The organism is Rhodobacteraceae bacterium S2214 (assembly GCA_025141675.1).
Lineage (GTDB): Bacteria > Pseudomonadota > Alphaproteobacteria > Rhodobacterales > Rhodobacteraceae > Yoonia.
In genome coordinates, this window is sequence record CP081161.1 from 696239 (window position 1) to 708137 (window position 11899).

Annotated in this window: 12 protein-coding genes and 1 riboswitch; of the genes, 4 read left to right on the top strand and 8 right to left on the bottom strand. The window is 56.9% G+C overall.

Annotated features, from left to right (window positions below; translation table 11 throughout):
* Positions 1-9: 9 nt before the first annotated feature.
* Positions 10-678: a PhoP regulatory network YrbL family protein gene (locus tag K3729_03375; protein ID UWR00923.1), complete on the bottom strand. Its 669-nt coding sequence runs from the start codon at positions 676-678 to the stop codon at positions 10-12.
* Between the two features lie 227 nt (positions 679-905).
* Here K3729_03375 and K3729_03380 point away from each other — a divergent pair, with 227 nt between their 5' ends.
* Positions 906-1997, top strand: coding sequence for an ATP-binding protein (locus K3729_03380; protein UWQ99851.1), 1092 nt, complete (start codon positions 906-908; stop codon positions 1995-1997).
* A 21-nt stretch (positions 1998-2018) separates the two neighbouring features.
* Here K3729_03380 and cobO read toward each other — a convergent pair whose 3' ends face one another.
* On the bottom strand, positions 2019-2636 hold the full coding sequence (gene cobO, locus K3729_03385; GenBank protein UWQ99852.1) for a cob(I)yrinic acid a,c-diamide adenosyltransferase: 618 nt from the start codon (positions 2634-2636) through the stop codon (positions 2019-2021).
* A gap of 878 nt (positions 2637-3514) precedes the next feature.
* Between cobO and K3729_03390 the strand changes: the two genes are divergently transcribed.
* Positions 3515-4363 (top strand): LysR family transcriptional regulator, encoded by an 849-nt coding sequence (locus tag K3729_03390; GenBank protein UWQ99853.1) that lies wholly within the window; start codon positions 3515-3517, stop codon positions 4361-4363.
* A 3-nt stretch (positions 4364-4366) separates the two neighbouring features.
* Here the strand turns inward: K3729_03390 and cobN are convergent, their stop codons facing one another.
* Positions 4367-8083 (bottom strand): cobaltochelatase subunit CobN, encoded by a 3717-nt coding sequence (gene cobN, locus K3729_03395; GenBank protein UWQ99854.1) that lies wholly within the window; start codon positions 8081-8083, stop codon positions 4367-4369.
* 47 nt (positions 8084-8130) lie between these two features.
* Between cobN and K3729_03400 the strand changes: the two genes are divergently transcribed.
* A complete protein-coding gene (locus K3729_03400; GenBank protein ID UWQ99855.1) occupies positions 8131-8295 on the top strand; it encodes a hypothetical protein in 165 nt (54 codons plus the stop codon).
* A gap of 64 nt (positions 8296-8359) precedes the next feature.
* On the opposite strand, the gene K3729_03405 is transcribed toward K3729_03400, so the two are convergent.
* Positions 8360-8812, bottom strand: a complete 453-nt coding sequence (locus tag K3729_03405; protein ID UWQ99856.1) for a GNAT family N-acetyltransferase — start codon at positions 8810-8812, stop codon at positions 8360-8362.
* On the bottom strand, positions 8809-9885 hold the full coding sequence (gene cobW / locus K3729_03410; GenBank protein ID UWQ99857.1) for a cobalamin biosynthesis protein CobW: 1077 nt from the start codon (positions 9883-9885) through the stop codon (positions 8809-8811). The genes K3729_03405 and cobW overlap by 4 nt, the downstream gene beginning before the upstream one ends.
* 41 nt (positions 9886-9926) lie before the next feature.
* Here cobW and K3729_03415 point away from each other — a divergent pair, with 41 nt between their 5' ends.
* A complete protein-coding gene (locus K3729_03415; protein ID UWQ99858.1) occupies positions 9927-10241 on the top strand; it encodes a DUF1636 domain-containing protein in 315 nt (104 codons plus the stop codon).
* Position 10242: 1 nt separating this feature from the next.
* On the opposite strand, the gene K3729_03420 is transcribed toward K3729_03415, so the two are convergent.
* Genes K3729_03420 through K3729_03430 form a run of 3 tightly spaced genes read right to left on the bottom strand, consistent with a single transcriptional unit; the run spans position 10243 to position 11548 of the window.
* Positions 10243-10689 carry a hypothetical protein gene (locus tag K3729_03420; protein UWQ99859.1) on the bottom strand — a complete coding sequence of 149 codons (447 nt, stop codon included), beginning with the start codon at positions 10687-10689 and terminating at the stop codon, positions 10243-10245.
* Positions 10689-11372, bottom strand: coding sequence for a CbtA family protein (locus tag K3729_03425; protein UWQ99860.1), 684 nt, complete (start codon positions 11370-11372; stop codon positions 10689-10691). Before K3729_03425 ends, K3729_03420 begins: the two co-directional genes overlap by 1 nt.
* Before the next feature lie 14 nt (positions 11373-11386).
* Entirely contained in the window at positions 11387-11548 is a 162-nt protein-coding gene (locus tag K3729_03430) for a CbtB-domain containing protein (protein ID UWR00924.1), read from the bottom strand.
* 56 nt (positions 11549-11604) lie between these two features.
* A riboswitch (cobalamin riboswitch) is annotated at positions 11605-11823 on the bottom strand.
* Between the last annotated feature and the right edge of the window lie 76 nt (positions 11824-11899).

Consider the following 11899-nt stretch of genomic DNA (forward strand, 5'->3'; position numbering starts at 1 on the left):
GACTCCTGTCTAGTTCAGACTAAATTGACGTTGTTTGGCGTCCCACCGCAAGCCGGTTTTCGCAGCAAGACGTTTGCAGCTATCGTCAAGACCCAGCGCGTTGCACCAATCATTGATGGATCTGACGGGGATCGCGTGAATATCGCCGAACCCATCCACAAGAACACACTCTCGCGGCCCCTGTTGGCCTGCGTAGTCGCGATGGCCAAACACGAAATTGCGTGCGGTCATATCACCGGCCCGAATGCCAAAACGGTACAGACGTGCGATGGTGTCGTTGAACAACGCAAGATCGGTGGCACTCAGATTGTCCTTGGTCGCGTGCAGCGTCTGACCAAGCCCACCGTCAGTGACATTTTCTGAAATGCATCCCAGTCCCCTATCCGTCTGTACAAACCCGTACATATGCGTAATGGGCGGAATATCGGTGGGGGCGATGCGGAGCATCATACGCAGGTATTCGCCATATTCCTTACGGGTCCAGCGGGTGCGGATGCTCGGAAAATGGCGTTCCGTAAACGTGGCGAGCTTCGCGCGGCGCTTGGTGTCTGCGATGGGTTTGAGCACTTTGATCAGTCTGGTTGGATCGGTCGGGTGCACGTAGATGATCCGCTGCGATCCTTCGGCAACAGGGGTAAGGTGGCTGAGCTTCAAAAGCGGTTGAAAGGTCTGCTGCATGGGCCCATCAACAACGGGGGCGGCAGGTTGCTTGGACATGACGTTCCCCTTGCACAAGTTGTACGGCCTCAAGGCATCGGTAAAGCCTGTCGCTTTTTTGGGCAAGTGACTGTTGAGTGATCAGCTTGACCAAAGGTAAATGGAAAGCCTGCGAATGGTACATTGCAAACGTCAAAAGCATTTACCATTATCAGGGATCACGCCTTATATTATGAAGGACCGCTTCGTTGTTAGCTGAAAAACATCCCCAACAGGATCAACGTCTTGCAACTTTGGCGTCGTACGACGTTCTCGACTCCGCGAATGAGGCCGATTTCAACGATATTGTTGCCTTGGCATCGGCTATTTGTGACGTACCCGTGTCGCTGATCAGTTTGGTTGATGATGACCGCCAGTGGTTCAAGGCGCGCGTTGGTTTTGATCCGACGGAAACGACATTGGACCAATCTGTTTGCTCGCATGCGATCTTGGAAGATGACTTCTTGGAAGTCTCCGACATGTCCAAGGACCAGCGCACAGCGGATAACCCACTTCATACTGGTGAGGTTGGCGTGCAGTTCTACGCAGGGGCGAATTTGGTGGCCCCTGACGGCATGCCAATCGGGACGCTTTGTGTGCTGGATCACAAACCGCGGCAATTGACGGAGTTTCAGAAGCAATCACTGAAGACGCTATCGCGCCAAGTGATGGTGCAGCTTGAACTGCGCAAACGGCTCGCGTTGGAAGAAGCGCTGAAGGCCGAGATGGATCACCGCGTGAAGAATTCCTTGCAGACGATTGCATCGGTTTTGCGCGTCGCGGCCCGCAGTATCGACGACGTCGATGCGCAAGGTGTACTGGATACGGTTGAACGCCGGATTTCCGCCGTAGGGACGCTGCACAGTGAACTGATGGGCAGCAAAGGACACAATTCGGTTGATACCAAGCCGTATCTTGATCGGGTGGTGCGACTGCTTGCCGATGTTGCCCCTGATAATGTCGAGATGACAGTTGATGCGGTTGATGTGGCGCTTGATGCGCGCAAGGCGTCTGCGTTGGGGATGATCGTCAGTGAATTTGTCGCCAATTCCATCAAGCATGCCTTTCCTAACGGGCGGGCGGGTGTCGTGGAAATCGCGCTTACGACAGATCAGGCTGAAGGGCGGTTGACCTGTCGTGATAACGGCGTGGGCAAAGACGGCGGTCACGATGCAGAGGCAGACGGGCGCAGCGGAATGGGCGCACGCCTGATGTCTGCTGCCGCGGTGCAATTGAACGGGCACCTTGACTATGAAACGCAAAACGATGGCACAATGCTAAGCGTCGTGTTCGCGATCTAAGGGGGTTCGCGCAGGAAGGGTTTAGTATTCTACCCCGATTTGCGCTTTGATCCCTGACCGGAACGGGTGCTTGACCAGCTCCATTTCGGTCACCAAGTCCGCGATTTCGATCAGGTCGGCGTGGGCGTTGCGGCCTGTTAGCACGACGTGCGTCATGTCTGGCTTTTGGGTGGCAAGGAATTCCACGACTTCGTTGATATCCACATAATCGTAGCGGATCGCGATGTTGATCTCGTCCAGCAGGACCATTTTGTTGGTCTCGTCCAAGATCAGTTCTTTCGCCTTGGCCCATGCTGCTTGTGCCATTTCGGTGTCACGGCTCTTATCCTGGGTTTCCCAGGTGAACCCTTCTCCCATCGTGTGGAATGCGCATTCGTCGCTGAATTTCGACAGGATCAGATCGCGTTCGCCCGTTGACATACCGCCTTTGATGAACTGAACCACGCCACACTTCATATCATGCGCAATGCACCGGAAAATCATCCCGAAGGCAGCAGACGATTTACCCTTACCTTTACCAGTATGGACGATCACAAGACCCTTTTTGTCGGTCTTTGTCGCCATGATTTTATCGCGCGCGGCCTTCTTCTTGGCCATTTTCATTGCATGGCGGTCGTCGGGCTGGGGGGTGTCGGTCATGGGGGCATCCTTTGTGGGTGGTCTACCCAGTGTGTTACGTGTTGACCACAATCACAAGACATGGCGTCACCTTGTGATTTTTCCCCTCACGGTTCTGTGAATAAGGCGATATCAAGGCAAAAAACGAGACAAGACATACCGAGGCAGTTCAGATGCGTTTATTTTCTATGGTTCTTTTTGCGAGTTATCTGGGCGTAGCGGTATTGGCTGCTGGCGTCTAAGCCGTCTCACCTTTCCAATCCCAAACAAAAAAAACAGGGACCGAAGTCCCTGTAGGTTCACTGTGCGGAGTAGCGCATTCAGTGGGTTACGTACTCTGTGAGCGGTCACTGTGGTTATGGGGCACGTTCATTGGGGGTCGTAATAAAACGGCTGGTTGGTAGCCTGTGGACGTCGTTTGGGTCTAGCGAACCACGGTCAGCGTATTCGTCGTCAGGCATCAAGGCGCGCTTTAAGACGATGGGAAGCGCAAGGCCAAGCAAGTAGGCGACGATACAAGAGAGTGCGTTAAGTCCTAGAGGCTCGCAAGCCATCTGCACGAGATGTGCACACACAAGCGACGCCATAAGTGTCGGTATAGACAGGTAGCGCGGGTTGCGTTGCGTTGGCGTTTTGTAAGTCATTTTGTATCCTACTCTTTCGTATCGTTACCTTACGTAACAACATTCCTCATGGCGACGTGAACATTTGCAGCAGTACCTCTGCAATTCTGCAGCCGGATATCTGTGGGTAATGCGCATATGCGCACTATACTTACGGGCAGGTTAAATGCGCTGTTGGGGCGCTTCTTAGTCTCTTGCACCTGTTCTCTGATCGTTAGGCATGCCCCATACGTCAAATGGTTAGTTTTGGAATTACCATGATGGGGATCAACCGAAATGATGGATTGGAACGACCTGCAATATGTGCTGGCTTTGAAAGAAGGCGGAACAATGAAGCAGGCCGCTATACTATTGAGAACAGACCCTACGACGGTTTCGCGACATATTAAGCGGATCGCGATCCATTTCGAGACAGACCTGTTCAAGATGCAGAAGGGTGGGAAATGGGTTCTCACGACGCAGGGCGAAGAACTGACGACCTTAGCAAAGAATTTCAAAAAGGGTTTGGATCAATTTCAACTTGGTGAAGGTGGTTCTACAGAGTGCGAGACAATTGTAATTACGTCGCTTGAATTCTTGTTGACCCATTATCTGTCGCCGAAAATTGAAAGCGGAATGAATTGCTTTCCCGATACGAAATTGTCGCTGGTCGCCGCGGATCGACGGTTGTCTTTGGCGTATGGCGAAGCAGACATCGCATTGCGTTTTGGTCGGCCGACAGAAGGCCATCTCATTACCAGCAAAATTGCGGACATTTCTTTTGACTTGGTCCAATTACGCGGAACGAAACCGAAAGAATGGATTGGTCTGCAAGAAGACCTGGATTGGACGCCGGACATGCGTGGCGGCGTTGGGCACTTCGGAAAGCCTCCGATCTTGCGCGTGTCGTCATATGCCGCAGCCCGTGAAGCCGCGATAGCAACGGGCCATGCCACGGTGGGCCCATCGGTTATCATGCGCGAAGGCGGCCAGCTGGAAACCATGCCGGATACATCACCGGTTCACCGCGAAGTTTGGAGCGTCATCCACGAAACCCGCCGGTTGAGCCAGCGGTTGGCTGCGGTCCGCACATGGATCAAGAACGCTGTGCTTGAGATGCAGCTACAGCAACACAACATGGCGTAGCGGTTACGGAACCGCCGCGACGATTTCCTGAATACGTGCCGCCGCCGAATTGGATCGCGGCTGCCAAAGATCCCGATCAATCGCTTCTTGCAGCCTTTGTGCGATTTCGATCAATGCGGGCGCGTTGTGTTCGTTGATGAAATCTCGGACGGTGTCGTCCTCCAAAAATGCGTTCTCGACAAGATCGAAATGGTGATTGCGAACGGCACCAGTCGTTGCCGCAAATGCGAACAGATAGTCCACGGTCGCGGCCATCTCAAACGCGCCCTTGTAGCCGTGCCGCATGACCCCGTTGATCCATTTAGGATTCACTACGCGGGACCGCACAACCCGCCCGATTTCATCTTCGAGCGTACGAATGACAGGGCGTTCGGGGCGGGAATGGTCGTTGTGGTAGATCGGGCGATCCTGACCTTGCAACGTGCTGATGGCAGCGGCGGCCCCGCCTTCGAATTGGTAATAATCGTCACTATCGAGGATATCGTGTTCGCGGTTGTCTTGGTTTTGCACGACGGCTTCGGTCTGGGTCAGGCGTTGTTCAAAAGCAGCCCGCTTTTCTGCGCCATCATTGCCAGCGCCATAGGCGTATGATCCCCATGTCAGGTAGGCCTCGCCAAGGTCGGATTTGTCGGCCCAAAGGCGTTCGTCGATCATGGCTTGCAGGCCCGCACCATAGGCGCCGGGCTTTGATCCGAAGACACGGGCGGTATCTTCGCCTTTTTGGGCGCGTGCGGCGGCAGGGTTGAGATCAGCTGGCTCATCAAGCTCTTGGACGGCTTTAGCGGCAGAATCGACAAGCGTGATGAGTTGGGGGAACGCGTCTCGGAAGAAACCGGAAATACGCAAGGTGACGTCGACGCGCGGGCGGCCAAGCACGCCTTGTGGAAGGATTTCGAAACCGGTGACGCGACGGTTGGCGCTGTCCCACTTTGGTTTGACGCCCATAAGGGCGAGCGCCTGTGCGATGTCGTCGCCGCCAGTGCGCATGTTGGCGGTGCCCCAAGCGGTCAGAAGCATGGTGCGCGGCCAGTCGCCGTGGTCTTGCAGATGTTTTTCAATGAGTAGGTTTGCCGATTTCCACCCGAGCGCCCAAGCCGTCGGTGTGGGCACGGCCCGGCTATCGACGCTGTAGAAATTGCGCCCTGTAGGAAGCGTATCAAGCCGCCCGCGGGTGGGCGCGCCGGACGGGCCCGGTGTGACGAAGTGCCCTGCAAGGGCGGTGAGGAGCGCCGCTGACTCTGCCGGGCCACATTGCGTGACTTTGGGCGTTATGTTCGCGGCGATCTCGTCGAGGACGGGTTGTGACGCTCGTGGGACTACGCCCACATCGCCCCACCCCCCGTCCCGCAGGAGGTGCTGAGACAGAATTTCAAGGCGTTCGACCGTATCCCCGTTTGTTCGCCACTTGTCGGATGTGAGTCCCCCGAGCAGTTCAGGTTTTTCGAGTGCGGGCGCAGCCAGATCGCAATCAAGCGGGTCAATTGTCAGGTCGAGGTCTGACGCGATCGCCCGAAGTAGCGAAGCATTCCCATCTTTCCCTTCACCGCGCGGTACGCGTGCTAGGGCGATTGTCAGGTCGCGGGCAAGATCATCAGTCGGCGATTGTCCGAAGATATGCAGACCGTCCCGAATTTGCGCTTCTTTCAATTCACATAGGTAGGCGTCAAGCTTTGCCAGATCGCTGTCTTGGTCACCGGTGAAGGCTGCATCTTTGGACAATCCGCTGACATCTGAAAGCGATAGGATTTCGCGGCGCAGGTGGTCGATGCGACGTGGGTCAACGCCTGCAGCCTCATAGTATTCGTCGACCAGCGCTTCGAGATTGCGCAGTGGTCCGTAGCTTTCCGCCCGTGTTAGCGGTGGCGTCAGGTGATCTATGATCACCGCTGATGTCCGGCGTTTGGCCTGGGTTCCTTCGCCCGGATCGTTGACGATGAATGGGTAGATATGGGGCGTTGGGCCAAAGACGGCTTCGGGCCAGCAGGTTTCCGATAGCGCCACGGCTTTGCCCGGCAGCCATTCGAGGTTGCCGTGTTTGCCCATGTGAATAAGGGCGTCAGCGCCCCAGTGGTGCCGCAGGTAGAAGTAGAAGGCGAGGTAATTGTGCGGCGGTACGAGGTCCGGAGAATGGTAGGTTTCGGTCGGGTCGATGTTGTATCCCCGTGCCGGTTGCAGGGCCACGACGGCATTTCCGAAGTGATGGATGCTGAGTTTGAAACCCGCGGATTGTGCATCCGTCTTTTCGCTGATGAAGGGATCGGCATCGGGCGTCCCCCATCTGTCTGTGATCTGTTGTTTGACGTCCCAAGGGAGCGCGTTGAATTGCTGCTCATAGACATCAAGCGGCAGGTACGATCCGCCGTCTGTATCTGCCCGATCCGTGAGCCAGTTTGTCGGCCCTGCCATGATCTGATCCATCAGAGATTTGGCGTCACTCGGAGCATCGATTTTGTACCCTGCGTCTTTCAAAAGCGTGAGCGCGTGGATTGTAGCTGCGGGTGTATCCAGGCCTACGCCGTTTGCTAACCGTCCGTCTTTGTTAGGATAATTGGCAAGGATGAGGGCGGTCTTTTTGTTTTCCGCGGGTGTTTCCCGCAGCTTTGCCCAGTTTGCGGTGAGCTGTGTGACGAAATCAATTCTGTCGCCGCGTGCTTGGTAGGTGGCAATGGGGCATTCGGTGGCTTCGTCGAAGAAGGCTTCGCCTTTGAAGCTGACTGCGCGGGACAGCACGCGCCCGTCGACTTCGGGCAGGGCCACGTTCATCGCGATGTCGCGTGCGGATAGGCCTTGGGGGCTGTCTGCCCATGCGTCTTCGGAAGCGCTGGACAGGATGACCTGGAACACCGGTGCGTTGTTTGCAGAGCCCATAGTTAAAGGGTTTTGCGGGCTGTCGTCGCCGTCGTGGGGCGACCCAACGGCGAAGGCTGTGCAGTTCAGGATTACCGAAGGCGGTGCGTCTTGGAATATCTGGTCGAGCGTCGCTACGGACAGTGGATCTTTCAATGACGCCACGAAAACCGGCATCGGTTGAAGTTCCGCACGCAGCAGGGATTTCACCAGTCTGTTGATCGGATTGAGCCCGCCGCCCTGCACCAAAGCACGGTAAAAAATGATTGGCACAACGCGTGCACAAGGCGTGCACAATGCGTGCACCGCCGCGACCGACGAAATGCCGGTTCCAGGCCAGTAAACGCCTGCCCGTAAAAGCGGCGACGCGGCCTGCGGTTTGGTCCCGCCATCAATGATGGCCTGCGCATAGCTGAGGAAGTTTGTGCTGTTCTGCGGCCCGCCTTCAACCAAATAGGACCAGAGCGCGTCATAGTCGTCGTTGGCGCATGTGCTGAGATCACGCAGTTCTTGATCGGGCTTGTCGTCACCGGGTAGCGCGACAAAGGTGACGCCTGCTTCGCGTAGGCGTGCGGCGTATTGCACAAGGCCGTATTTCCAATAACCCGCACCGCCCAGAACACGCGCGATCACGAGGCGCGACTTGGTTGCGCAATTGTCGAGGTGCAGGTCGACAGACATCGGATGCTGGAGGTGCATCATATTGGCGAGCCGCAGGGACGGTGGATTGTCCATTTCGGCACGCGCCTCAGACAAGGCTGCCAGTTCTGTGTCCGCCGCAGAGATCACGATGACGTCCGCAGGGGTTTGCCCGAGGTCGACTGGTTCTTGTCCGTCGTCGATTGCACCGGGGGTGGCGGCTAGCAGGTGCATCTGGTTGGACCTCGTGTTAGGTGCGCCTCAAATGAGAGGTTTGGATCATGGATTATAAAGCTGCGGGTGCCCCCAAGAAGGGCAAAAACCAACCGCGTCATAGTGAACACAACGCACACGGGTCCGGCAAAAAGCCGTTTGGCGCGCGTGAAACGAAAGCGGAATTGCTGGCGCGGATGAAAGCCGCGGCTGAAGCGAAGAAAGCAAAGTGAGAATGGGGGCCAGCCCCCAAACCCCCGAGGTATTTTTGACCAAAAGAAGAGCCGCCGGGGCGCGTCATGTCAGGGGTTTTTCCATGAAGATGGAAGAACCTGCTGCATTGTAGGGCGGGAATGCGTCGCAGCGTTTGAATCCGTGGGATTCGTAGAGTTTGTGGGCTGCGTGTAAAACGTCGCCGGTTTCCAATTTCATCATTGTTGCACCCGCGTCCCGCGCTGAGTCTTCGAGTTGGCGCAGGATTGCGCCTGCCACGCCTTTGCCGCGTGCGTCTTCGGACACGAACATTGATTTTACCTCTGCGTAGTCAGGTTTCAGCGCGATTGCGCCAGTGCCCAGAACCGTGCCGTTTTCGCGTGCCGTGTAGAATTTGATGTCTGGTGACACGAGGTCATCGACGTCGAGATAGAAGTTATCTTCGGGCGGAAACAGGGATTCCATCAACGCGTGGCTTGCTTTGAGCAGCGCTGTGGTTGCGGGTTCATGCGGGTCAGTTTCCGCCACGATGATCATGCTGTCAGCGCTTTTGTGATGGCTGCTTGGTCAAGTCCAGCTTCGCCGATGACAACCAGACGTGTTTCGCGTGGTGCGTCGCCGAAGGGTTGGTCGAAGTAGGTATCGACCCGCGGACCAACCGCCTGCAGCGTTTGCCGCATGGGTTTGCCTGTGACCGCGACGAAGCCTTTGAGGCGCAGGATATTGTGCGCGCGGATTGTGTCGCTGACTTGCGTGGCGAAGGTTGCCGCATCAGCGATTTCGCCCCGTGTGACGATGAAGGATTCGAATTCGTCGTGGCCGTGTTCATGTTCGTGATCATGGTGATGATCGTCGTCGTGGTGGTCATCATCGTGGTGGTGATGATGATGGTGGATTTCGTGGCGGGCTTCGAGGTCGGCCTCTGATCCGATGCCTTGGCCAAGCAGTACGTCGACAGGTAGGGCGCCCATGGCGGCCTTGACGACTTGCACGCCAGCGCGGCTGTCGGTTTTGAGTTTGGTGGTTAACGTTGTGACCTCGTTGTCGGACAGCAGGTCTGCCTTGTTCACGACGATCATGTCGGCACATGCGATCTGGTCTTCGAACAATTCGGACAAGGGCGTTTCATGGTCGAGGTTTTCGTCCTGCGCCCGTTGCGCGTCGACTGCCGCGATGTTGTGCGCGAATTGGCCGTCGGTGACAGCGCGCCCGTCCACGACGGTCACGACGCCGTCCACGGTGACTTTGGTTGAAATGCCGGGCCAGTTGAAGGCGCGGACAAGTGGTTGCGGCAGGGCAAGGCCGGAGGTTTCGATCACGATGTGGTCGGGTTTTGGATCGCGGGCCAGAAGCTGCTCCATCGTTGGGATGAAATCATCCGCCACGGTGCAGCAGATGCAGCCGTTGGACAGTTCAACGATATCGTCTTCGGTGCAGACCTCGTCGCCGCAGCCTTTGAGGATGTCGCCATCAACGCCAAGATCGCCGAATTCATTGATGATCAGCGCGATCCGTTTGCCCTCTGCGTTTTGCAGCATGTGCCGGATGAGCGTGGTTTTGCCGGCCCCAAGGAAGCCGGTGACGACGGTGGCGGGAATTTTAGCTGCCATGATGTATGTCCAATGTCTGGGTGGCTTGGTATGGGATCATTATGACCAAGCGACTTGTGATTTGTAAAACCTGTGACGGACCCGGTGTGGCGCTTGCAGATGCGTTGCGCGGGCGGGCGACAGGGTGGGAAGTTGTGATGCACGAATGCCTGTCGGCCTGTGCAGAGCCTGTGTCGATGGCCGTCCAAGCAGATGGAAAGGCCACGTATGTGTTTGCCGGACTGACCGACGCGGATGCGGATGATGCGGTGGCATTTGCGCGGTTGTATGATGACACAGATGACGGATGGGTGGCTGACGCCCGGCCTGCCGGACGGCTGCGGTTTTGTTTGAAGACGCGGGTGCCAGCACTGTAGGTCATGGGGCTGTGATCTCGACGGCCAGTGGTTGCCCGTCTTTGCCCCATTCCGCGTGATTGTCGGCGTTGAGGGTGACGCGGATCACTTGGCCGGTCTCGATATGATCGATGTGGAACCAGTTGCTGTAAGCGCGCGCCAGTTTCACCCCGTCGATGTAGATGTGGGCGTGGCCTGTGCCTTGGGTCGGGTCTGTGTTGACCGTTTCTGGCGTGAAGGTGAAACCGTCCGCCATGATATGCAGGTTCGCCGCGTCGCCCATTTCCGGCATCAGCATGATGGACAGGTCGGGTGCTGTGCCTTCCCATTCCAGAAGGCCGGACATGTCGTGGTCCATGTCGCCATGACCCGCATGGTCGTGTGATGACGGGCCCATGCCGCCAGCCACAAGAAACCCGCTGCCAAAGCCGAAGGTCAGGCCGATGATAAAGAGGAGGAGCAGACGCATCACGCTTCTCCTAGATTTTTGGACCAAACCGCGCCGAGCAGCAGGCCAAGCACCGCCCAGACGGCAAGGCCCGTGCCGATGGCGCGTGCCGCGAATTCGGCGCCCAGTTCAGGTGGGGCGGGTCCGGTCAAGGTGTCGGGCATGGGCGCGCCGATGATATGCGGTGCGGCGAGCAGGATGATGGCAACGCCCCACATCGCCCAATTGCGTCCAAAGGCGACGAACCACAGGCCAAGGCCCGTTGCCGCAACCGTGGCGAACCACCAGATTTGCCGCGCTTCGACATCAGCGGCGTTCATGCCGGGGAGTTCTGGGGCAAGGCCAAAGGCGGGGGCCATCTGTACGGTGATCCAACCCGCGACGCCCCAGATCAGTCCTGTGCGTGCTGTGATTGGTTGACCACGTTCTTCGGCAAAGACCATCAGCGCGAGTAGCATAAGCGCGTAGCCCACGTAGATCAGCGCAGAGAACATGATGCTGAGACCATCGCGCATAATGTCGATGCCGCCTTCGTGTGCGACATGGGCCGCGGACGGATCAGCACCGAAATGAGTTAATGCACCGGTTTCAAACAATTCAGCGTGTAGCAGAATAGGCTGCACGAATGCGAATTGGAGCACGGCTGCGAACAGACCTGCCCCAAAGCCAGCGATCAATGCGCTGACGACAACTTTGCTAAACATGACGTGTGGTGTGTTTAGTGGCAGGGAAAGCCAGTTGCGTGACGCACGTCGTGTGCAGCGTCATGCAATGTGGATGCCTGTACGTGGCCAGCGACAGCGATGATGCCAAGGCCGATAAATGCGGCGGCAAACAACGACAATGTCGAGGATACGGATTTAGTCTGTGGAGCGGCGATTGCGCGTGCTTCGGTCTTCATGTCTTTTCTCCTTTGCCCGTCACACCCGACGGGGATGGGTTGTCGTCATGCAAGGCCGGTCTCCTGGCTTGCGGGTCTATGCGCTTTGTTGCCTTCCCGGTTTCCCAGTGGCGTCTTAACAAAGCACTCTCCGCATACAGTCGCGGGGGCGGCTGTGGTTTTGGGCCTCCGAATTGGGATCGGCCCTGTCCACATTCCCGTTTGATCCCCTGATGCTTTGCACCGTGCGGGGAACCATGCCTGTGTTTTGTGCGCTGTGCGGCGCGGCGGGTCAAGGATGAAACCGACGCGATTTGTTTGTGATGCGGCGTCAGCGGTGGCTAGGGCACG